The sequence below is a fragment of the Streptomyces sp. DH41 genome (genome assembly GCF_029813785.1).
GTDB lineage: Bacteria > Actinomycetota > Actinomycetes > Streptomycetales > Streptomycetaceae > Streptomyces.
This window is the reverse complement of sequence record NZ_JARVKY010000033.1, coordinates 18,773-40,129: the sequence shown is the minus strand read 5'-3', so window position 1 is coordinate 40,129 and position 21,357 is coordinate 18,773. Positions and strand designations below refer to the sequence as shown.

Here is a 21,357-nt window from a genome sequence, read left to right as displayed (position 1 = left end):
AAGCACCTACCTGGGGAGCCGGCCTTGCCGCACACGATCGACGCGACCGGAGACCGGCCGGACGCCGTCACCGACGAGGGCTGGGTCGAACTCGGCTCGCGCGCGGAACTGCGCGAACTGCTGGGCGAGCCCTGGCCCGTCGTCATAGACAAGGTCCATGGCCGGCTCACGGACGAGGACCGGGACATCCTGGCCCGCTCCTCCTTCTGCCTGCTGGCCACCTCCGACGCGCGGGGCAACTGCGACGTCTCGCCGCGTGGCGACGCCCCGGGATTCACCCACGTGCTCGGCCCCGGCACCGTCGCCCTGCCGGACCGGCCGGGCAACCGGCGGGGGGACAGCTTCCACAACATCCTGGACAATCCGCACGCCGGACTGCTCTACCTGATCCCCGGCGGCAAGGAGGTGCTGCGGATCAACGGCCGGGCCCGTCTCCTCACGGACGCCCCCTTCTTCGACGCGATGGCCCGGGACGGCCGCCGTCCGGACCTGGCGCTGCTGCTGGAAATCGACGAGATCTATCTTCACTGCCCGCAGTCCCTGAACCGTGCGGGACTGTGGAAATCCCAGCCCCGGAAAGCGAGTTGAGAGCGCGTGCCGCTTCGGGACCGACGGGGCGGGGCGGTCGCCCCGAGCGCCGTGTGAGCCCCGTCTCTACCAGCGCTTTTTAGGTTAGGCTAACCTTCGCCACGTGAGATTCGGTGAAGACGCAGCCGGTACGCCGCGCCTGCGCGGTCATGAGCTGTCGGCTACGGGTGTGACCGTGTCGTACGACGGTGTCGATGTCGTGCACGGTGCCGCGGTCAGGCTCAGGCCCGGTGAAGTGACCGTCCTGGTGGGTCCGAACGGCAGCGGGAAGTCGACGCTGCTGCGGACCGTCGCCAGGCTGCAGCGTGCCCGCAGCGCCGCGCTGAGGATCGACGGGGACACCGACGGCCTGGCGCTGACGTCCCGTGAGTTCTCGCGGTACGTCGCCCTGCTGACACAGGGGCGCCCGACGCCGGGCGGGCTGACCGTGCGGGACGTCGTCGAGTTCGGCCGCTATCCGTACCGGGGCCGCTGGGGGCGGCCGGATCCGGACGGTCCGGCCGCCGTCGACCGGGCGCTCGCGCTCACCGGCGTCGACGGCCTCGCCGACCGCGGCGCCGACCACCTGTCCGGCGGGCAGTTGCAGCGGGTCTGGCTCGCGAGCTGCCTCGCCCAGGAGACCGGCGTACTGCTGCTGGACGAACCGACCACCTACCTCGACCTGCGCTACCAGGTCGAACTCCTCGACCTCATCCGCGACCTGGCGGACGACCACGGGATCGCCGTCGGTGTCGTCCTGCACGACCTCGACCAGGCGGCGGCCGTCGCCGACCGGATCACGCTGCTCGAAGCGGGCCGGATCGTCGCCGACGGCCTGCCCGAGGACGTACTGACACCGGAACGCCTCAGTGCCGTCTACGGCATCCGGATCGACGTCGACACCGACCCCCTGACCGGCCGGCTGCGCACCCGCCCGATCGGCCGCCACCACATACGAACCGAAAGGCTCGGCACCACCTCATGAGACGCCTCCTGCTCACCGCGGCCACCGCCACCGCCGCGGCGCTCACCCTTGCCGCCTGCGGCACCACCGAGCCCGCCGCCGACAAGTCCGAGAAGAAGGCGGCCTCGGAAGCCATCACCCTCAAGGACGGCAAGGGCACCGAGGTGAAGCTCGACGGCCCGGCCACCAAGGTCGTCGCCACCGAGTGGAACGTCGTCGAGAGCCTCGTCTCGCTGGGTGTCGACCCGGTCGGCGTCGCGGACGTCAAGGGCTACAAGACGTGGGACACCTCGGTCCCGCTGAAGAACGACCCCAAGGACATCGGTACCCGCGGCGAGCCGAGCATGGACACCGTCGCCTCCCTCGCCCCCGACCTCATCGTCGCCACCACGGACCTGCCGCCCGCCGCCGTCAAGCAGCTGCGCGAGATCGCCCCGGTGCTGGAGGTGAAGTCCGCCGACGGCACCGACCAGATCGGGCAGATGCTCGACAACGTCGACCTCATCGCCAAGGCCACCGGCACCACGGACAAGGCGAAGACGGTCCGCACGGACTTCGAGGCGAAGGTCGCCGAGGGCAAGAAGGCCCTGGCCGACGCCGGGATGGCCGACAAGGAGATCGCCTTCGCCGACGGCTACGTGACCTCCAACCAGGTCTCGATCCGCCCCTACACGGCGACCTCGCTGATCGGTGAGGTCAACGAGGCGATCGGTCTGAAGAACGCCTGGAAGGTGAAGGGCGACGAGGCCTACGGTCTCGGCTCCACCGACGTCGAGAGCCTGACCGCCCTGCCCAAGGACGTCCAGTTCGCCTACATCGGCAACGACGAGGACCCGGCCGCGACCCCCTTCACCGGCGCGCTGGCGAAGAACTCGGTGTGGAAGTCCCTGCCGTTCGTGAAGGCCGGCGACGTCCACCGGCTGGACGACGGCATCTGGATGTTCGGTGGTCCCGGGTCGATGAAGGCGTACATCGACTCCGTCGTCGGCGCGCTGACGAAGTAGCGGGGTCATGGCCGTCACCGCAACCGAACCCGCCGTCCGTCCGTCGACGGCTCCCACGTCCCGGTCGGGCGCGGCCGCGGTGACGGCCGGGCTCGTCCTGCTCGTCGCCGTCCTGGCCGTCGTCGACATCACCCAGGGCACCGCCGCCGTCGGCCCTTCCGAGGTGTTCAAGGCACTGACCGGGCAGGCCGCCGCCGACGACGCGTCCGTCGTGATCGCGTCCCGGCTGCCCCGGATGACCGCCGGCCTCCTGGTCGGCGCCGCCCTCGGCATGGCCGGCGCGGCGCTCCAGGCCGTCAGCCGCAACGTGCTCGCCTCCCCCGACACCCTGGCGGTGAACGCGGGTTCCTACCTGGCGCTCGGACTGGCCACAGTCACCGGCGTCTCGCTGCCGATGATCGCCTCCTCCGGGGTCGCCTTCGCCGGGGGTCTGGCGGCGGCTGCCGTCGTGCTGGGCCTGTCCGGCCTGGGCACGGGCACCGTACGGCTGGTGCTCGCCGGCACCGCGCTGATGCTGGGACTGACCTCCATGACGGAGGGGCTGCTCCTGCTCTTCCCCGAGCAGACGGGCGGCCTCTACCAGTGGAACCAGGGCAGCATCGCCCAGAACGGCTTCGACGGCGTCCTGCAGATGCTGCCCGTCGCCGTCGTCGGGCTGGCCGGGCTGCTGCTGATGGCCCGCCGGGTGGACGCCCTCGCGCTCGGTGACGACGCCGCACGCGGGCTGGGCGTCCCGGTCCGGGCCACCCGGGTCACGGTCGTCGTCCTTGCGGCGCTGCTGTCCGCCGCCGCCGTCACGCTCGCCGGGCCGATCGGATTCGTCGGCCTGTGCGCGCCCGCCCTCGTCCGCCCGCTGGCCCGCCGCTTCCGCGGCTTCGCACGTTCCCGCGCCTCCATGCCGGCGGCCGCGCTCACCGGCGCGTCCCTCGTCCTCGGTTCGGACGTGCTGCTGCGGACGCTCATCACCGACGACCTCTCGGTGTCCGTGCCCACGGGTGTCGTCACCAGCCTGGTCGGCGCCGTGTTCCTGGTCGTGATGGCGTTGCGGCTGAAGGACACGGCCGGCGCCGGCGCGCCGGACCGGCTGCGCATCCCGAGCCGGACGGTGTTCCTGGTCACCGTGGCCGTCCTGGTCGCCGTCCTGATCGGCCTCGTGATCGCCGCCGTGCTGGTGGGCGACAGCAAGCTGCTGCTCGGTGACGTCGTCAACTGGGCGCAGGGGCGGGCCGGACGGGCCGTCTCCTTCGTCCTGGACACGCGGGTGCCCCGGGTGCTCGCCGCGCTCTGCGCGGGCGCGGCGCTCGCCCTGTCCGGCACGCTGGTGCAGGCCGTGACCCGCAACCCGCTCGCGGAGCCCGCCGTCCTGGGCGTCTCCGGCGGTGGCGCGCTGGGCGCCGTACTGCTGGTGACCACCGTGCCGGCCGCCGGAACGTGGGGAATCGCCGGGGCGGCGTTCGCGGGCTCCGCGGTCACCGCGGTGCTCGTCTTCGGGCTCGCCGCCCGGGGCGGTTTCCAGCAGAACCGGCTGGTCCTGGTCGGCATCGGCGTCGCCTCCGCGACGACGGCACTGATCAGCCTGCTGATCGTGCTCACCGACCCGTTCAACGCGACGAAGGCGCTGACCTGGCTGTCGGGTTCCACCTACGGGCGGACCATGCCGGACGTCGTGCCGGTCGCGCTGGCGCTAATCGTCGGTATCGGTGTGGCCGTCGCCCGGCGCACCGAGCTGGACCTGGTCTCGCTGGACGAGGACACCCCGCGGCTGCTCGGCCTGCGGGTGGCTCGGGGCCGCCTCGGGTTCCTGGTGCTGAGCGTCGTACTCAGCTCGGCGGCCGTGGCCTGTGCGGGCACCATCGCCTTCGTGGGGCTCGTCGCCCCGCACGCGGCCCGCGCTCTCGTGGGCCGGCGGCACGTACGGGTCGTGCCGGTCGCGATCCTCCTCGGCGCCACGCTCGTGTGCACGGCCGACCTGATCGGCCGCACGGTGATCGCCCCGGCCCAGCTCGGCGCGGGGCTCATGACGGCGGTCATCGGTACGCCGTACTTCCTGTACCTGCTGATCCGCAGCCGCCGGTAGGCGCACCGGGCCGAAAGCCGGGTGACGGTGACCGTGTGCTCGCCGTGGTGGACCTCGACGCCCGGGAGCGGGTGGGCCGGCACCGTGTCATGGTGCGGCCCGGCCGCTCCCGGGTCGGCGCGTTCCGCACCGACCTGACGGGCATCACCAACGCGAAGGCGGTCGTCGCGCAGGCCCACGGGCTGCGCGGGAGGCCGGGCATGGCGCGGGCACCCCGGCCGGCCGGGGCGTCTGACCCGTCCCCTGACGGAGCGGCAGGCTCTGCCGGTCACCGGTGTCGCGTCGGAAGCCGCCTGGTTCTCCCGCGTGATCCTTGTTAGACAGCGCGTCAAGTTACTGAACCGTAACAAGCATGGCGCTACCCACGGTAACCCCTGTCCGGTTACGGTCCCGTGACCCCACAGGAGCAGCGCGACCACGGCCCTGACCCCACCGGGCCGCGGTTCCCCAGGAGGTTCGCCATGCCCTCACGCCCACGCACGCTCGCCGCGGCCGTCACGGTCGCGCTCGCCCTCGGCGCGCAGGCCGTCCCGGCCGCCGCGGCCACCGGTTCGGCCACGGAGGTCTCCCGCGGTGTCGAGATACCCGCCTTCTACACTCCGCCGGCGACGCTGCCCGGCGCCGACGGCGCGCTGATCCGCAGCGAACCCCTGCGTCTCGCGCTGAGCCTGCCCAGTCTCGGCGGCCCCCTTCCGGGGCGCGCGACCCGGCTGATGTACAAGTCCACCGACGCAGGCGGCGAACCGGTGGCCGTGACCGGCGCCTACATCGAGCCGACCGCGAAATGGCGCGGCGACGGGCCGCGGCCCCTGGTCGCCCTCGCACCCGGCACCATGGGCCAGGGCGACCAGTGCGCCGCCTCGATGGCCCTGGAGCATCCGCTGACGCTCAACGGCGAGACGGTGTCGGTGGGATACGAGGACCTGTCGGTCTACCGGCTGCTGCTGCGCGGCGTCGCGGTCGTCGTCACCGACTACGTGGGCCTCGGCACCACCGACCGGCTGCACACCTACGTCAACCGGGTCGACGGAGCCCACGCCGTACTGGACGCCGTACGCGCCGCCCGCTTGCTCGACTCGGCGTCGGTCACCCCGGACTCCCGGGTCGGCCTCTTCGGGTACAGCCAGGGCGGCGGGGCGACGGCCGCCGCGGCCGAACTCCAGCCGTCCTACGCCCCGGACGTCGAGCTGGCGGGCACCTACTCCGGCGCCCCGCCCGCCGACCTGACCGAGGTAACCGAGGCGATCGACGGCGGCGACCTGGCGGGCGCGCTGGGCTGGTCGCTCAACGGCTTCCTGCAGACCGAGCCGTCGCTGCGGCCCATCGCCGAGCGGTACATCAGCACGGCCGGTGAGGAGGCGCTGAAGGACCTGTCGACCATGTGCGTCGGGGACGCGCTCTTCGGGTACGGAGGCGACAGCAGCACCGAGTGGACGAAGACCGGGCAGTCGATCAGTGACGTCATCGGGGCCGAGCCGACGCTGCGGGCCTTCCTCGAAGAGCAGCGCATCGGCAAGCTCGAGCCCGGCAGCCCGGTCCGCGTGGCCACGGGTGTCAGCGACGACCTGGTCCCCCACGAGCAGTCCCGCCGGCTGGCCGTGGACTGGTGCCGCAAGGGAGCGGAGGTCACCTACGACCCGGTCGTCCTGCCGGGCGTCGGCAGCGGCCTGCTCAACCACTTCGCCCCGCTCCTCGCCGACCAGGGCAAGGCCATCTCCTGGCTGACCGACCGCCTCTCCGGGAAGCCGGCCGGCTCCAACTGCTGGAGCATGCCCGCACAGCCCTGAGCCGTACCGGACACGGGCGCGGGGCCCTCGGCGGACGTCCGCCGAGGGCTCCCGTGTGTCACCCGCGTGGCCCCGGGCAGCGGCTCCGGCATGCGCCGGACGATCATTGCGGCACAGAATTCACTCAGGGGAAGCGTGGTGCGGGCGACAGAAAGGCGGCAGCGCGGTGAACGCGAAGCCTGACGGCGGGTCCGGGCCCCTGAGCCGGGTGAAGATGCCGAGTACGGTCGCGCACCTGCCGCGACAGGTGCGCGAGGAACTGACCCGCAGGCTCCGCCGCAACAAGCGCGCCTTCGGCGAGGACGACGTCCAGATCGTCGAGGGACCGCTGCTCAAGCGCGCGGTCGGGGCCTCGGCGCTCGGCAACTGCATGGAGTGGTTCGACTTCGGCGTCTACAGCTACCTGGCCGCCACCATCGGCAAGGTGTTCTTCCCCGGTGCCTCGCCGACCGCCCAGGTCATCTCCTCCTTCGCCACCTTCGCCGCGGCCTTCGTCGTACGCCCGCTCGGCGGCCTCGTCTTCGGCCCGCTCGGGGACCGCGTCGGCCGGCAGAAGGTGCTCGCCACCACGATGATCCTGATGGCGGTCGGCACCTTCTCCATCGGCCTCATCCCGAGCTACGCCAGCATCGGCATCGCCGCCCCGATCCTGCTGCTGCTCGCCCGCATGCTCCAGGGCTTCTCCACCGGCGGCGAGTACGGCGGCGCCACCACCTTCGTCGCCGAGTACTCACCCGACCGGCGGCGCGGGTTCCTCTCCAGTTGGCTCGACTTCGGCACCTTCGTCGGCTACGCGCTCGGCTCGGCGCTGGTCACCGTGCTGAACCTGGCGCTGACCGACGGCCAGATGCTCGACTGGGGCTGGCGCGTGCCGTTCCTGATCGCCGGCCCGCTGGGCCTCATCGGCCTGTACATGCGGCTCAAGCTGGAGGAGTCCCCGGCCTTCCAGCAGCAGCTCGACGAGCACGAGAAGAGCCTCGCCCAGGAGTCGGTGGGCAGCGAGTTCAAGACCATCATCCGAAAGCACTGGCGTCCACTGCTGATCTGCATGGGCCTGGTGCTGCTCTACAACGTCACCAACTACATGGTCACCGGCTATCTGCCCACCTACCAGACGGAGACCCTCGGCCGCTCCAGCGGCTTCGCCGACGTGCTGGTGCTGATCGGCATGGTGTGGATCGTGCTGCTGATCACCTTCCTCGGGCGGCTGAGCGACCACGTCGGGCGCCGCCCGCTGTACGCGGTCGGCGCCATCGCGATGATCGTCCTCGCCGTGCCGGCCTTCCTGCTGCTGAAGGCGGACGGCACCTGGGCGCCGGTCGCCGGGGTGCTGCTCCTCGCCACCCTGCTGGCCTGCTTCGCCGCGCCGAGCGCCGCCACCTTGCCCGCGCTGTTCCCGACCGCGGTGCGCTACGCGGCCATGGGCATCGGCTTCAACTTCGCCGTCGCGGCCTTCGGCGGCACCACGCCGCTGCTCACCGAGGCGCTGGTGAGCGTCACCGGCGACGACATGATGCCCGCCTACTACCTGATGGTGGCCGGGGTCATCGGTCTGGTGACCGTGCGGTTCCTGCCGGAGAGCGCCCAGGTGCCGCTGAACGGTTCGCAGCCCATGGTCGGCTCCCGGCAGGAGCAGGCGGAGCTCATCACCACCTCGAAGGACCTCTACAGCTTCTCCAAGGATCGCTCCGGGACCCGCTGACGCGTCCCGGGGACACGGCCCCGGCGCGCGAACCACACCGACGCGGCGCCCGACCCCACGGCGACCCCGGCGCAGACCAGGGCGCTGCCCACGGCCTGCGCGGCGCCGTAGGAGCCGGCGCCGACGAGCGGGGCCGTGCAGGCGGCGGCGACCGGGATCAGTCCGGAGAACAGGGTGGCGCGCTCGGCCCCGATCCGCTGCATGCCCATGTACCAGCACACGAACCCGATGACGGTGACCACCACCGCCTGCCACAGCAGCGCGCCGGTCTCGACCGCGTCCGGCCGCGGCAGCCACCCGTCGCCGTCGACCAGCAGGCCGATCAGCGCCGACTGGGCCGCCGCGATCCCGCAGACCACCGTGGACAGCAGCCAGGGCCCCAGGGGGCGCAGTACGGGCACGGCGAGGACGGCGAAACCGACCTCGCCGATCAGGGCGCACACGGAGAAGGCGATACCCGCGCCGTCGGTGCGCCCCCAGCCCTGGACCGTGAAGGCACCGACGGCCACGAACAACGACCCGTACAGCACGACGCGTTGCGGCCGGCGCCCCTCCAGGAGGGGTACGAGGACGGCGACGACCACGGGAGCGCAGCCCACGAAGACGCCGGGGACCGCCGGTTCCGCGGTGCGTTCCGCGGCGAGGACGGCCAGGTTGAAGCCGACCATGCCGACGGCCGCGAGGACCGCGAGGCGCATCCACCGGGCGGCACCGAGCGCGCGCAGGCGGGTCGTCGCGCCGGGGCCGGCGAGCGGGATGAGCAACAGGAAGGCCAGCCCGTAGCGCAGGAACTGGCCACCCGCGTACGGGTAGTCGCCGAGCAGGCTGTTGGCGGTGAAGGAGCCTCCGACAAGGACACAGGCGAGCGCGGCGAGCAAGGCCCCGCGCGTGGTGGTGGCGTTCATGCCCACGACACTAGAAAGCACGGCGGCCCGTCACGGGGTCCACTTCGCAGGCGCCGTCGGGGACCAATCGGGGACGACGGCCCTCACACGGACGTCACGGCTTCTCCATCACGTGCATGCCGGGGGAATCCGGGTAGTCGGAACGTCCCGGTGCCAACACATCGGGAAACCAAGGGATTTGACGGATCCGACGGTAATGGACCTCTATGGGAAAGGACTTCCAGTGCGCACCAGCAAAGTGGCAACCGCTGTGGCGGCCGCGAGCGTCTCGGTCGCTTTACTGGCCGGCTGCGGCGGCGATTCCGGTGCCGGCTCCGGCGACGACGGCAAGCCGTTCGAGGGGCAGAGCGCCGACGACATCGCCGCGAAGGCAGTCGAGGCCACCCGGCAGGCGAAGTCCATGCACGTGAAGGGCGACACACGTCTGGAGGACGGCGGCACCGTCACCATCGACGTCTCGGTCGACCAGGAGAAGAACTGCCAGGGCACCATCGGCACCGGCGAGGCCGAGGCGGACGTGCGGCACACCGACGCGAACCTCTACCTCCGCGGCGACGAACAGTACTGGCGCAGCGCCCTGAAGCAGCAGCCCGGCGCGGCGCGGGAGATGGCACCGAAGCTGCAGGACAAGTGGGTGAAGATGCCGGCGAACGACGCCACGACCGCCGGTGTCTGCGACAAGCAGGGCTTCATCGCCGCCATGGACGAGGACAAGTCCGAGCGCCAGGGCATGAAGCGCGGCTCCACGACGGAGGTGAACGGTGAGGACGCCCTGAAGCTGACCAAGGAGGCCGCGGGCGGCGAGACACTCACCCTGTACGTCGCCACGGAGGGCGAGCCGTACATCCTGAAGTCCACGTCCGAGGGCGGCAAGAACCCCGGCAGCGTCACGTTCAGCGAGTACGGCGAGCCGGTGAGGGCCGAACAGCCGCCGTCCGACCAGACGGTCGACCTGAAGGAACTCGCGGGCGAGCAGCGGGCCTGACCGGCCCGGACTAGGAGGTGCCGCTTCCCGCCTCCCCGCTCTCACGGTCCGAGGCCGGCCACACGTAGGGCAGGTCGTCCGGGACCCCGGGAAACAGCTCGGCGTACACCTCCGGTTCCTTGCGCACCAGCGCCGACCGGTGGCTGCGGTGGAAGGCGTCGTCCCCGAGCCAGGGCGGCAGCTCCTCGGCGTGCGCCAGCTCCGGCTGGTCCCGCACCGGCTCGCCCGGACGGCACACGGCGAGTCCGGAGACGAGTGACGCGGCGCAGCTGTCCTGGTGGCCCCGCTCGCGCCAGACCCGGCAGACCTCCAGGCCGTACCGGACGAGTGCCTCCTCGTAGCCCGCCCACATCCGCACCGCCGGATGCCGGCGCCAGCCGTAACCGGGCACGGTCAGGCCGCGCAGCACCTGGAGCGCCTCGACCCGCTGTTTGCCCAGCCGACGGCGGTCCAGGGTCAGTGCCGACTCCCGGAAGCCGGGATGGGGCAGGAAGGTCTGCATGCTGTCCTCTCCGGTCAGCCGGGGAACCGGCCGAGGTCGCGCAGGTGCCTGCGGCGTTCGGCGTAGGCGAGGTCGTCGCGCCACAGACGGCCCGCGGCGGCGCGCATCAGCGGCCGCAGGGCCGGTGCCAGGCGGCGAGCCACGGGGAAGCCCGGCCGGTCCGAGGTGGCCAGCACCGCCTCGACGACCGCGGTGCGCGGCCGGCCGCTCCCGCCCGGGCCCAGCGGCGTGGCGTGGCTCTCCACGACGGACCCGGTGCCCTCGCCGTCGGTGATGCGCATGACGACGGTGCGGGGCTCCGGCGCGGTGAACTCGGCCCGTACGGGCACGACGAGCCGGCCGGTGAGCCGGAAGGACACGTCCACGACGAAACGGTCGTCGTCCTCGCCCGCGTACGGCGTCCCGGCGTGCGCCTCGCCGGGCGTCTCGCCGGGCGTCTCGCCGGGCCTCTCGCCGGGCCTCTCGCCTGATGTTCCGCCTGGTGTTTCGACGACGGTGAGGTCCACGAAGGAGTACGGGTGGAACCAGGCGCCGTGCCACGGGTCGAGCCGGTTGGCGACGACGTCCTCGGGTTCGCAGACCCCGACTCCGCGCCAGACGGACGTCAGGGCCGTCGCCCGCGGTGGCCTGGCGGGTACGACGGGCGCCGGGGTCGGTGGCTCCTCCCCCGCCGCGTCCAGCCGCACCCACACCAGTACGCCGTCGTCGTGGACCGGCCAGGGCTCCCACCCGGCGAACGGGGCGCCGTCCAGGGCGAGTCCGTGCCAGTGGCACACGAGTGTCCCGCACCGTACCGGGCTGTCGGCCAGCGGGGCGCCGAGGTGGGGGCATGCGCCGGGGCCGCCCACCAGGCGCCCGCGCGCGTCCCGCCAGACGACGACCTCGACGCCCGTGATCGTGCCCGACAGTGGGCGGTCGGGCCGTACGTCGGTGCTCGCGCCGAGGACGTACCAGTTGCCCGAGGGGCGTGCCAGGGCGCGCTCGAGGGCACCGGCGATGACGGCGGGCCGGGCCTCGCGCCAGGTGGGCCGCTGCCGCTGCCAGGGGACGGGGCGGCGGCGCAGCCGCAGGGGGAAGCGGCCCCGGCGGGGGCGGGGGGCCGTACTCATCCGGCCTCCTTCGCTGAGCGGGAGCAGACGTCGGCCGGGCTCGGCACGGGCGGGGTCCGGTGCGCGGTGGAGCCACGCGCCTTCAGCCGGGCGGCCAGCACCCTCGCCAGTCCGTCGGCCGCGACGACCGCACGCCGGCGGCGGCGCACCACCGCGCGCCGGTGCAGTACCGCGTACCCGTCGGCCGCGATGGCGTCGAGGATGGTCCGGTAGAGGACGTACGCGGTACGGATGCACGGTCGCGCGACCGGGTCCAGCATGGCCAGTCCGGGCGCGGCCTCGCGGTAGACGGCGCGGGTGAGGGCCTCGGCGGCCCGCAGCGCGGCGGTGATGCGGGGATCGTGGCGGCCGGTGCGCCTGCTCCACAGCAGCAGGTCCCGCTGGACGCCGTGCGCGGCCAGCAGGTCCGCCGGGAGGTAGATCCGGCCCCGGTCCAGGTCCTCGCCCACGTCGCGCAGGAAGTTGGTCAGCTGGAAGGCGACGCCCAGCGCGGCGGCGTGCGGCGCGGCCCGGGCGCGGGCGGTCACGGTGCCGAGCACGGGCAGCATCTGGAGGCCGATGACGGCGGCCGAGCCGTGCATGTAGGCGCGCAGGTCGTCGTAGGTGGCGTAGTCGGTGACCGTGAGGTCGCTGCGCATCGAGGCCATGAAGTCGGTGAAGTACGCCGGGTCGATGGCGTACCGGGCGGCGGTGTCCGCCAGGGCGAGTACGACGGGTTCCCCGGTGGGCCGGGCACCGGTCAGCGCCTGCCGCAGCCGCTCTTCGAGGCGGGCCAGGGTGGCCGCCCGTTCGGCGGCGGTCGCGTCCGTGCCCATGTCGTCGACGATGTCGTCCGCCCACCGTGCGAACCCGTACAGGGCGTGCACGGCCGGCCTGCGGTCGGCGGGCAGCAGGCGGGTCGCCAGGAAGTAGGTGCGTCCGTGACGGGCGTTGAGGAGCCGGCACCGGTCGTAGGCGGCGCGCAGGGCCGGGTCGGTGATGCCCGCGGCGTCCAGTTCGCGGTGGGTCATCGGCGCCCGCCCCTCGCCGCCGTGGCGCGCGCCGGTGTTCCGGTGATGCGGGCGGCGGCCAGCTTCCCGGAGATCAGTACGGTCGGCACGCCGACGCCCGGGGTCGTCCCGCAGCCCGCGAGGACCGCGTTGTCCGTGCCGCGCACCAGGTTGCGGGGACGGAAGGGCCCCGTCTGGGCGAAGGTGTGGGCGACGGAGAAGGGCGTGCCCGCGGCATGCCCCTGGGTGGTCCAGTCGGCGGGCGTCACCAGGCACTCCTCCTCGATGGCGGCGGCGATGCCGGTCAGTCCCCGGCGTTCCAGGGTGGTGAGCAGGCGGTCGCGGTAGCGGGGAGCGAGGTCGGTCCAGTCCCGGGCGCCCGGTCCGATGTCGGTGTTGGGGCAGGGCGCGAGGACGTAGTGGAGGTGGCGGCCCTCGGGAGCCAGGGAGGGGTCGCCGGCGGTGGGCCGGGTGATCAGCAGCGACGGGTCGGTCATGAGGGTGCCGGTCCTGGTCAGTTCGTCGAAGGTCCGGTGCCACGCGGCGCCGAAGGAGAGCGTGTGGTGGGCGAGGTGCGGCCAGGTGCGGGTGGTGCCGGCGTGCAGGACGACGGCGGAGGGCGCGTGCCGCAGCCCGACCGGGCGGCGCGGGCGGCGGCCCAGCAGCCGGTGGACGACGGGCAGGTCGGGGGTGAGGACGACGGCGTCGCACGGGATGCGCTCGTGGGCGGTGACGACGGCGGTGACGCGGTTGCCGGAGCGTTCCAGACGGGTGACGTCCCGGCCGAGGCGCAGGTCGGCCCCGGCTCCCGAGGCGGCGGCGGCCATGGCGCGGGGCAGCGCGTGCATGCCGCCGCGCGGGAAGTACACGCCGGCCACGGTGTCCATGTAGGCGATGACGGCGTAGGCGGCCAGCGCCCGGGCCGGTGCGACACCGGCGTACAGGGCCTGGAAGGAGAAGACGCGCTTGAGCCGCTCGTCCGTCAGGAACCGTCCGATGCGCGCGTCCAGCCGTCCGAAGCCGCCGAGGGCGGCGAGCCGGGCCAGGTCGGGGGTGAGCAGGTCGAGCGGTGAGTCGAAGTTGGCGTCGATGAACCGGCGCATCTGCACGTCGTGGAGCTGCCGCAGCCAGGTGCGCAGCCGCCGGTAGCCGGCCGCCTCCCGGGCCCCGGCGAACCGTTCGACCTCGGCCTCCATGGCTAGGGCGTCGGTGTGGACGTCCAGGGTGCCGCCGTCGGCGAAGCACGCCCGGTAGGCGGGGTGCAGGGGCAGGAGTTCGACGCGGTCGGCCAGCCGGTCGCCGACGGCGGCGAAAGCCTCGTCGGCCAGATGGGGCATCGTCAGGACGGTCGGGCCCGTGTCGAGCCGGTAGCCGCCGAGTGCGCGCCGTCCGGCACGGCCGCCGGGCAGCGGGTCGCGTTCCACGATCGTCACCCGCCGTCCGGAGCCCAGGAGGTGCAGGGCGGCGGACAGGCCCGCGAGCCCCGCCCCGACGACCACGACGTGGTCGGTGCGGCCGGTCACGGTCCGTGTCATCGCGGGCCCTTGCACACGGGCGACCGGTGACGCGGCTGGTCCCTGCTCTCGTCGGATGTGCTGGAGCGCATCCCGGGTCCTCTCGTCGTCGGCTGCGGCGGTGAGCCGTGTCGGGCACCTCGGCTGTTGCCGCTACTTCCGCCGGGCGGCACTCTGCGGATGCACCGTCCGGGTCCGGCCACGGCCACAGGCAGGTGGGGTGACTCGGCGTCATGCCTTCCCCCGTCGCTTACGGCGCGATGCCGCGCCGGCCCGTTCACGCCCGGTAGTCACCCGCTCGGCGGGTACCCGCCCTCGGTGCGTCCAGCGCGCCGTGCATCCACGGACGGCGGGGGACCGGAATACTCCGCCGAAAGCCGAAAGCCGGACAGGCGGGGGACTTCGGACCTCGGACCTCGGACAGGCGGAAGGGAGGTGCACCGTGGTCGACGCGGACATCGTCGTCGTGGGTGCCGGCGCGGCGGGTCTCTCCCTGGTGCACAGGCTCCCGGTGGGAACTCCGCGTGCCGCGGCACCCTCCGTGGTCCTGGTCGATCCGCCGCCCGGTCCGCTGCGGGCCCCGCGCCGCACCTGGTGCTTCTGGGAGTCGGACCCCGGCCGCTTCGACGCGGCGACGACGGCGTCGTGGGAGTGGCTGCGGGTGCGCGGCCGGGACGGGGCGGTCGTCCTGCGGCACATCGCCCCCGCGCGGTACAAGATGATCCGCTCGGACGACTTCGAGGCGCTGGTGGACCGCGACCTGAAGGACCGGCCGGGGCTGCGGCGTCTGGAGGCGACCGCCGGAACGGTCACCACCCTGCCGGACGGGTCCGCATGCGTGCCGGTCACGGACGCGAGCGGAGCCCACCTCGGCCTGCGCGCCCGCTGGGTCTTCGACTCCCGCCCACCGGACCGCCTGCCGCCGGCCCGCACCCGCCTCCTCCAGCACTTCCGCGGCTGGTTCGTCCGCACCGAACGGCCGGTCTTCGATCCGGGGGTGGTCGACCTGATGGACTTCCGCACCGGGCAGCCGGCGCGTGGCCTGTCCTTCGGCTACGTCCTCCCGACCGGGCGGCACACCGCGCTGGTCGAGTACACCGAGTTCGGACCGGCGCCGCTGACCTCCGACGCGTACGACAGCGCGCTGGAGGACTACACGCGCCGCGTCCTGCGCACCGGCGCCACGGAGGTCCTGTCGACGGAGCAGGGGGTGATCCCGATGACCGACGCCGTGTTCGAGCGGCGGGCCGAGGGCTCCGGGGCCGTCTTCCGTATCGGGGTCGCGGGCGGGGCGACGCGTGCCTCCACCGGGTACACGTTCGCCGCAGTGCAGCGGCAGTCCGACGCCATCGCCCGCGCCGTGCGCGACGGCCGCCGCCCGGTGCCGCCGCCTCCGCACCCGGCGCGGGCCCGGCTGATGGACGCGGTGCTGCTGCGCGCGCTGGACGCCGGCCGGGTGGACGGCCCCGACCTCTTCTTCCGGCTGTTCGACCGCGTACCCGCCGGGCGGCTGCTGCGCTTCCTCGACGGGCGGTCCCGGCTGTACGAGGACCTAGCGGTCGGAGTACGCACCCCCGTCCTGCCGATGCTGCGTACGGCGGCGGAGCTGCCGTGGCTGCCGCGCCGGGACATCCCCGCCCGTTGAGCAGCACCCGCCCCAGAGCCACCCGTCCGAGAACCACCCGTCCTCAGGGAGCCCCGATGCCGCCCTTGCTGCGCGACTCCGCGCTGACCGCCGCCTTCGACCACGGCGCCGGCCGCTACGACCGCCTGGTCGCGCTCAACCCGGGATACCACGCCCAGTTGCGCCGCTCCGCCCGCCGGCTCGGCCTCACGGACGGCGGTGCCGGGCGCCGGGTACTGGACCTGGGCTGCGGCACGGGAGCGTCGACGGCGGCGCTGGCCGCGGCCTTCCCCGCCGCGGAGATCGTCGGGGTGGACGCCTCGGCGGGCATGCTGGAGCGGGCCCGGGCCAAGCGGTGGCCGTCGCGGGTGAGTTTCGTGCACGCCCCGGCGGAGGAACTGCACCGGGCCGAGGTGGGCGGACCCTTCGACGCGGTCCTCGCCGGCTACCTGTTCCGGAACCTGACCGACCCCGACGCCGTCCTGCGCACGGTGCACGGGCTGCTGACTCCCGGTGGCAGGCTGGCGGTGCACGAGTACGCGCTCGGCGGGCGGCGTGTGGACCGACTGGTGTGGGACGCGGTGTGCCGGGGCGTCATCCTGCCGCTGGGCACGGCCACGGGCGACCGAGACCTGTACCGGCATCTGTGGCGCAGCGTCTCGGCGTTCGACACGGCGCCGGCGTTCGGGGCGAGGCTGGGCCGGGCCGGGTTCGAGAGGATCCGGGTCCTGCCGCTGCCGGGCTGGCAGACGGGCATCACCCACACCTTCGTCGGCCGCCGCGCCGACGCGAAGCCGGACGGGGCAGAGGCAGGCGGGGCAGAGGCAGGCGGGGCAGAGGCGGACGTCGCGCGGTCGGGACGGGCGCGGTCGGGTGGCCTGGGGGAAGGCGGTGCCCGGTGAGACGGCGGGGCAGGACGGGGCTGCCGGGGCGGGACCGGCGGGCGCGGGCCGTCGTTCCCCGGGCGGGACGGGAGCGCGTGACCGGTGATCCGCCGTCCGTGGCGGTGGTCGGAGGCGGCATCGCGGGGCTGGCGGCGGCGACCGTTCTGGCGGAGCGGGGAGTCCGCGTCGTGCTGCACGAGCGCGAACCCGTGCTCGGCGGCCGGGTGTCCGGCTGGCCGGTCGGCCTGCCCGACGGCACGTCCGCCACGATGAGCCGCGGCTTCCACGCCTTCTTCCGCCAGTACTACAACCTGCGGAGCCTGCTGCGCCGGTCCGATCCCGACCTGGGGATGCTGACCGGCCTGCCGGACTATCCGCTGCGGCACAGCAGCGGGCTGCGCGACGGTTTCCGCCGGGTGCCGCGCACTCCCCCGTTCAGCGCCCTCGGTTTCGTCGCCCTGAGTCCCAGCTTCGGGCCGCGCGACCTGCCGGCCCTGCGGCCCGCCGCGGCCCTGCCGCTCCTGGACATCCGTACGCGCCGTGTCCATGAGCGGCTGGACGACGTCAGCGCCCACGACTTCCTCGACGCCATGGGCTTCCCCGCGGCCGCACGGCATCTGGCCTTCGAGGTGTTTTCACGCAGCTTCTTCGCCGACCCGCGGGAGCTGTCGGCCGCGGAGATGGCGCTGATGTTCCACATCTACTTCCTCGGCTCCAGCGAGGGACTGCTGTTCGACGTCCCCGGTGAGCCGTTCCCGCAGGCGCTGTGGGATCCGCTCGCGGGTCATCTGGGACGGCACGGGGCCGAGGTGCGGACGAGCACGTCCGTCGAGGCCGTCCGGCCCGGTCCGTCCGGCGGTCACCTGGTGGTCGACGCCGCCGGTGCCCGGCCGTACGACGCGGTCGTGCTCGCTCTGGACACCGGCGGCCTGCGGGAGGTGGTGGGCCGCTCACCGGGTCTGGGCGACGCCGGGTGGCGTGAGCGGGTGGCGCGGCTGCGGAACGCTCCGCCGTTCCTGGTCTCCCGGCTGTGGCTGGACCGTCCGGTCGCGTCCGGCCGGCCCGGCTTCCTCGGCACCAGCGGCTACGGCTCGCTGGACAACGTCAGCGTGCTGTCCCACTGGGAGGGCGAGGCGGCGCGCTGGGCGGCGCGCACCGGCGGGTCGGTCGTAGAACTCCACGCCTACGCCCTGCCGTCGACGGCCGTCCGGGAGGTCGAGGAGAAGCGCCTCGTCGACCAGTTGCACCAGGTGTATCCGGAGACCCGTCAGGCCCGTGTCGTCGGTGCGCGGCACGAGTGGCGGGCGGACTGCCCGCTGTTCACCGTCGGCGGCTACCGCGACCGTCCGACGGTCCGCACGTGCGACCCGTCCGTCGTGGTCGCCGGGGACCTGGTCCGTACGGATCTGCCGGTGGCCCTGATGGAACGCGCCGCCACCTCCGGGTTCCTCGCGGCCAACGCACTGCTCGAGCGGTGGGGCGTACGGGGGGAGACGCTGTGGACGGTGCCGGACCAGGGACGTTCGGCACTGCTGCGGGCCGTGGCGCGACGGTTCGGGGCGCGCTGACCACGGTCCTCGTGGCGCTACGCCCCCGTCCCCTCGGCCGCGCGGTCGGCCCGCCCGCCCGCGCCGAGCGGACCGGTCGGGTCCATGGCGCCCTCGGCCTCCAGCCGGGGCAGTTCGCGGCGGGACAGCCGCAGGACCATCGGCGGCAGGGTGCTGCGCCCGACCTGGGCCAGGCGCAGCCAGCCGGGCACGTACACGGCCGTACGACGGCGCTCCACGGCGCGGACCAGCCGGGCGGCGACATGGTCCGCCGGGTAGGTGCGGCGGGCCGGAGGCGGCATGTGCCCCCGCAGCTCGCGCAGGACCGCGTACCGGTCGGCGTCGCGGATCATGTCGGTGTCGATCCAGTTGAGGTAGGCGATGCCCACGGCGACCCCGTGATGGGCCACCTCGGCGCGCAGCGAGTGGTTGAAGGCCTCCACGCCCGCCTTGGCGGCGCAGTACGCGCTCATCATGGGGGCGGCGCCGAGCGAGGCCAGCGAGGCGATCTGGAGGTGGTATCCCGCGGTGCGGAGCAGGTCCGGCAGGAAGGCCCGGGCCGTGTGGGCGCTGCCGGTCAGGTTCACGTCGACGACGCGCCGCCACTTGGCGGGATCCGAGGTGGCGAACGGGCCGCCCTCCGCGATGCCGGCGTTCGCCACCACGACCGACGGCGGCCCCAGACGGCCGCGGACCTCGGTGGCCGCCTCCTCCAGCGCGGCGGGGTCGGTGACGTCGACCTCGACGGCGATCGCCGGGGCCGGCAGGTGGTGCGCCACGGCGTCCAGTCGCGGCTTCTCGTGGCCGAGCAGCGCGAGCCGGGCACCCCGGCGGGCGCACGCGAGGGCCAGGGCGGCGCCCAGTCCGCGGGCGGCGCCGGTCACCACGACGGTGCGGTTCTGAAGGGGGCTGCCTGTCACCGTTGGGCCCTTTCCTCGGGAACACGGGGGCGGTCGGGGGAGCTGGGCGGTTGGACGGTCACACGCCGGTGTCTCAGCGTTTGTCGCCCACGCGGTCGCGGCGGGTGAGAGCGCGCTGCACCCGCGTGAGGCCGGCGAACCGGTGCTGACGCAGGGCGGCACGCGCGGCGTTGGACCCGGGCGCCCCGTGCACTCCGCCTCCCGGGTGGGTGCCCGCGGAGGCGAGGAAGAGGCCGGCCACCGGGGTCTCCGGCCGCCCGGTACCCGGCACGGGCCTGAAGACGAGTTGCTGGTGCATGGCGGCGGTCCCGCCGTTGATGGCGCCGCCCTCCAGGTTGGCGTTCATGGCCTGGAGCGTCGGCGGGGCCAGCACCCGGCGGGCCCGGATCAGCGCGCGGAAGCCGGGCGCGAAGCGTTCCACCTGGCGCTCGACGCGGTCGGCCATGAGTTCCCGCTCCTTGGTGTCCCAGCTGCCGGTGATGCCCTCCTCGCCCGCGTCGGCCCGGATGTCGTGCGGGACGTGGGTGTAGGCCCACGCGGACTCGGTGCCGCCCGGTGAGCGGGTCGGGTCCGTGGTCGTCATCTGGCCGAAGAGCGAGAAGGGACGGTCGGGGACCTGCCGCATGGCGATCTGGGCGGCGAACCGGGTCAGTTCGTCGAGACCGTCGGCCAGATGCACGGTCCCGGCCCGGGCCGCGTCCTCGCACCGCCAGGGCACGGGGCCGTCCAGCGCCCAGTCCACCTTGAAGGTGGCGAAGTCCCACTGGAAGCGCCGCAGATCGGCGAGGACCTGGTCCGGCAGGTGCTCCGGGGCGACGAGATCGCCGTAGAGCGCGGGCACGGAGACGTCCGCGAGGACGGCCCGCCGTGCGGCGACCGTCTCCCCGCCGGCCGTGCGGACGCCCACCGCGCGCCGGTCGCGTACCTGGACGTGCTCGACGCGCTGTCCGCAGCGCAGGGTGCCGCCGCGGGCCCGCAACCGGTGGACCAGGGCCGCGGTGAGGGCACCGGAGCCGCCGACCGGCACGGGAAAGCCGTATGTCTGCCCGAGCATCGACATCAGCCAGCCGAAGCCACCGCTGCCAGCCGCCTCGGGCGCGAGGTCGGCGTGCAGGGCGTTGCCGGCCAGGAGCAGTTTGCCGCCCTCTCCCCTGAACTCCTCCTCTCCCAGGCGGCGCACCGGCAGCACCAGGGTGCGCGCCAGCCGGAGCCCGCCGCCGCCGCGCAGCCGCAGCGCGAGCCGGGCGCCGGCCCGGACCGGGGGGAAGGGCGTGAAGAGGGCGTCCAGGATGTCGGCCCGGTAGCGGTCCCACACCTCGTGCAGGCGGTCCCAGGCGGCGCCGTCCCCGGGCGCGAAGGCATCGAGGGAGGCGGCCGTGGTGCCGACGTCGCGGTCGAGGACCGCGCACGTGCCGTCGGTCAGGGGATGGGCGAGTACGTGGGGGGCGTGGCCCCAGCGCAGCCCGTGGTCCTCCAACCGCAGTCCGGCCAGGACCGGGGACGCGGCGGCGAGCGGATAGAAGGAACTGAACAGGTCGTTGACGAAGCCGGGGGCGACCTCGCTGTCGTGGCGCACCGCGCCGCCCGGCTCGGGCTGCTCCTCCAGTACCTCCACGCTCCAGCCGGCGTCCACCAGCAGGTTCGCCGCGACCAGCCCGTTGGGGCCGGCCCCGATCACGACGGCGTCAGGCACGGCCGGCCTCCGAACCGAACTCCACGGACCCGGCCTGCTCCGCGGGGTCGGGCCGGCACTGGTCACCGGCCTCGGCCTCGCACAGCTCGGCGAGCCGGGCGAGCATCGCGCGGTGCCGCACCTGGATGAGGGCCTCGACGCCCGCGTTGTGCAGCAGGCCCCCGGGACCGCGCAGCGGGTGTTCGTCCACGAGCACCAGGCACTGCTCGCCCCAGGGGCGCAGTTCGATGGCGATCCGGGCCGTGCCGAGCCTGCCCGCCTTCGCCTCCAGCTCCAGCACGGAGCCCTCCACGCAGTGTCTGACCACCGACTCGTTGTTCAGCCGCAGCGGCCCGACCCGCACCTCGTAGGCGATCGTCGCGCCGACCCGAGGCCACTGTCCGGCCTTGGGGGTGACCTCGGACGGGCCCACCACCCACTTCACGTACTGGTCGCCGTCCGCGAGCACGTCCCACACCGCCTGCGGGCTCGCCTGGATCAACCGATGCCGAACCGCCACGCGTGCCTCCCACGTCCAGAAGCCGTCACTACTGCAAGGACGCAGCACTGAGTGCCCCGTCCACGACCGGCCAACCGGCTCTTCC

General features: G+C 73.8%; 18 protein-coding genes. 10 read left to right on the top strand and 8 right to left on the bottom strand.

What is annotated here, in order from left to right; all coding sequences use genetic code 11:
* The first annotated feature begins 24 nt into the window (after positions 1 to 24).
* From QC283_RS35390 to proP, 6 genes are all read left to right on the top strand, one after another.
* A complete protein-coding gene (locus QC283_RS35390; RefSeq protein WP_279565878.1) occupies positions 25 to 588 on the top strand; it encodes an MSMEG_1061 family FMN-dependent PPOX-type flavoprotein in 564 nt (187 codons plus the stop codon).
* 103 nt (positions 589 to 691) lie between these two features.
* Positions 692 to 1,552, top strand: coding sequence for a siderophore ABC transporter ATP-binding protein CdtA (cdtA, locus tag QC283_RS35385; protein WP_279565877.1), 861 nt, complete (start codon positions 692 to 694; stop codon positions 1,550 to 1,552).
* On the top strand, positions 1,549 to 2,535 hold the full coding sequence (locus tag QC283_RS35380) for an iron-siderophore ABC transporter substrate-binding protein (protein ID WP_279565876.1): 987 nt from the start codon (positions 1,549 to 1,551) through the stop codon (positions 2,533 to 2,535). The genes cdtA and QC283_RS35380 overlap by 4 nt, the downstream gene beginning before the upstream one ends.
* A 7-nt stretch (positions 2,536 to 2,542) precedes the next feature.
* The gene (locus QC283_RS35375; RefSeq protein ID WP_279565875.1) at positions 2,543 to 4,612 is read left to right on the top strand and encodes an iron ABC transporter permease; all 2,070 of its coding nucleotides are present in this window, start codon (positions 2,543 to 2,545) and stop codon (positions 4,610 to 4,612) included.
* 461 nt (positions 4,613 to 5,073) lie between these two features.
* Positions 5,074 to 6,399, top strand: coding sequence for a lipase family protein (locus QC283_RS35370; protein ID WP_279565874.1), 1,326 nt, complete (start codon positions 5,074 to 5,076; stop codon positions 6,397 to 6,399).
* Positions 6,400 to 6,613: 214 nt separating this feature from the next.
* On the top strand, positions 6,614 to 8,101 hold the full coding sequence (gene proP / locus QC283_RS35365; RefSeq protein ID WP_279565912.1) for a glycine betaine/L-proline transporter ProP: 1,488 nt from the start codon (positions 6,614 to 6,616) through the stop codon (positions 8,099 to 8,101).
* Here proP and QC283_RS35360 read toward each other — a convergent pair.
* Positions 8,065 to 9,006 carry a DMT family transporter gene (locus QC283_RS35360; RefSeq protein WP_279565873.1) on the bottom strand — a complete coding sequence of 314 codons (942 nt, stop codon included), beginning with the start codon at positions 9,004 to 9,006 and terminating at the stop codon, positions 8,065 to 8,067. The two genes, proP and QC283_RS35360, sit on opposite strands and share 37 nt — an antisense overlap.
* 223 nt (positions 9,007 to 9,229) lie before the next feature.
* On the opposite strand from QC283_RS35360, the gene QC283_RS35355 reads away from it, so the two are divergent.
* On the top strand, positions 9,230 to 9,991 hold the full coding sequence (locus tag QC283_RS35355) for a hypothetical protein (protein WP_279565872.1): 762 nt from the start codon (positions 9,230 to 9,232) through the stop codon (positions 9,989 to 9,991).
* A 10-nt stretch (positions 9,992 to 10,001) separates the two neighbouring features.
* On the opposite strand, the gene QC283_RS35350 is transcribed toward QC283_RS35355, so the two are convergent.
* The 4 genes from QC283_RS35350 to crtI are packed head-to-tail and all read right to left on the bottom strand — an operon-like array spanning position 10,002 to position 14,126.
* A complete protein-coding gene (locus QC283_RS35350; protein WP_279565871.1) occupies positions 10,002 to 10,493 on the bottom strand; it encodes an MSMEG_6728 family protein in 492 nt (163 codons plus the stop codon).
* 14 nt (positions 10,494 to 10,507) lie between these two features.
* Entirely contained in the window at positions 10,508 to 11,602 is a 1,095-nt protein-coding gene (locus QC283_RS35345; RefSeq protein ID WP_279565870.1) for a DUF5914 domain-containing protein, read from the bottom strand.
* Complete coding sequence (locus QC283_RS35340) at positions 11,599 to 12,612, bottom strand: phytoene/squalene synthase family protein (protein ID WP_279565869.1); 1,014 nt, start codon at positions 12,610 to 12,612, stop codon at positions 11,599 to 11,601. The genes QC283_RS35345 and QC283_RS35340 overlap by 4 nt, the downstream gene beginning before the upstream one ends.
* Positions 12,609 to 14,126, bottom strand: a complete 1,518-nt coding sequence (crtI, locus tag QC283_RS35335; RefSeq protein WP_279565868.1) for a phytoene desaturase family protein — start codon at positions 14,124 to 14,126, stop codon at positions 12,609 to 12,611. The genes QC283_RS35340 and crtI overlap by 4 nt, the downstream gene beginning before the upstream one ends.
* 421 nt (positions 14,127 to 14,547) lie before the next feature.
* On the opposite strand from crtI, the gene QC283_RS35330 reads away from it, so the two are divergent.
* From QC283_RS35330 to QC283_RS35320, 3 genes are read left to right on the top strand one after another with little or no spacing between them, the layout of a single operon-like run.
* Positions 14,548 to 15,750, top strand: coding sequence for a lycopene cyclase family protein (locus QC283_RS35330; protein WP_279565867.1), 1,203 nt, complete (start codon positions 14,548 to 14,550; stop codon positions 15,748 to 15,750).
* Between the two features lie 56 nt (positions 15,751 to 15,806).
* Entirely contained in the window at positions 15,807 to 16,631 is an 825-nt protein-coding gene (locus QC283_RS35325) for a methyltransferase domain-containing protein (protein ID WP_279565866.1), read from the top strand.
* Complete coding sequence (locus QC283_RS35320) at positions 16,628 to 18,181, top strand: FAD-dependent oxidoreductase (protein ID WP_383528833.1); 1,554 nt, start codon at positions 16,628 to 16,630, stop codon at positions 18,179 to 18,181. Before QC283_RS35325 ends, QC283_RS35320 begins: the two co-directional genes overlap by 4 nt.
* Before the next feature lie 17 nt (positions 18,182 to 18,198).
* Here the strand turns inward: QC283_RS35320 and QC283_RS35315 are convergent, their stop codons facing one another.
* The 3 genes from QC283_RS35315 to QC283_RS35305 all read right to left on the bottom strand — a co-directional run bounded on the left by QC283_RS35315 (position 18,199) and on the right by QC283_RS35305 (position 21,272).
* Positions 18,199 to 19,080: an SDR family oxidoreductase gene (locus tag QC283_RS35315; RefSeq protein WP_279565864.1), complete on the bottom strand. Its 882-nt coding sequence runs from the start codon at positions 19,078 to 19,080 to the stop codon at positions 18,199 to 18,201.
* A gap of 73 nt (positions 19,081 to 19,153) precedes the next feature.
* Positions 19,154 to 20,773 (bottom strand): phytoene desaturase family protein, encoded by a 1,620-nt coding sequence (locus QC283_RS35310; RefSeq protein WP_279565863.1) that lies wholly within the window; start codon positions 20,771 to 20,773, stop codon positions 19,154 to 19,156.
* The gene (locus tag QC283_RS35305; RefSeq protein ID WP_279565862.1) at positions 20,766 to 21,272 is read right to left on the bottom strand and encodes an SRPBCC family protein; all 507 of its coding nucleotides are present in this window, start codon (positions 21,270 to 21,272) and stop codon (positions 20,766 to 20,768) included. Before QC283_RS35305 ends, QC283_RS35310 begins: the two co-directional genes overlap by 8 nt.
* Between the last annotated feature and the right edge of the window lie 85 nt (positions 21,273 to 21,357).

What these genes read in the sequence shown, in the direction of transcription:
- QC283_RS35380 (WP_279565876.1), top strand. Translation starts at nt 1,549, where the DNA reads ATGAGACGCCTCCTGCTCACCGCGGCCACCGCCACCGCCGCGGCGCTC.
- QC283_RS35375 (WP_279565875.1), top strand. Translation starts at nt 2,543, where the DNA reads ATGGCCGTCACCGCAACCGAACCCGCCGTCCGTCCGTCGACGGCTCCC.
- QC283_RS35370 (WP_279565874.1), top strand. Translation starts at nt 5,074, where the DNA reads ATGCCCTCACGCCCACGCACGCTCGCCGCGGCCGTCACGGTCGCGCTC.
- proP (WP_279565912.1), top strand. Translation starts at nt 6,614, where the DNA reads ATGCCGAGTACGGTCGCGCACCTGCCGCGACAGGTGCGCGAGGAACTG.
- QC283_RS35360 (WP_279565873.1), bottom strand. Translation starts at nt 9,006, where the DNA reads ATGAACGCCACCACCACGCGCGGGGCCTTGCTCGCCGCGCTCGCCTGT.
- QC283_RS35350 (WP_279565871.1), bottom strand. Translation starts at nt 10,493, where the DNA reads ATGCAGACCTTCCTGCCCCATCCCGGCTTCCGGGAGTCGGCACTGACC.
- QC283_RS35345 (WP_279565870.1), bottom strand. Translation starts at nt 11,602, where the DNA reads ATGAGTACGGCCCCCCGCCCCCGCCGGGGCCGCTTCCCCCTGCGGCTG.
- QC283_RS35340 (WP_279565869.1), bottom strand. Translation starts at nt 12,612, where the DNA reads ATGACCCACCGCGAACTGGACGCCGCGGGCATCACCGACCCGGCCCTG.
- crtI (WP_279565868.1), bottom strand. Translation starts at nt 14,126, where the DNA reads ATGACACGGACCGTGACCGGCCGCACCGACCACGTCGTGGTCGTCGGG.
- QC283_RS35325 (WP_279565866.1), top strand. Translation starts at nt 15,807, where the DNA reads ATGCCGCCCTTGCTGCGCGACTCCGCGCTGACCGCCGCCTTCGACCAC.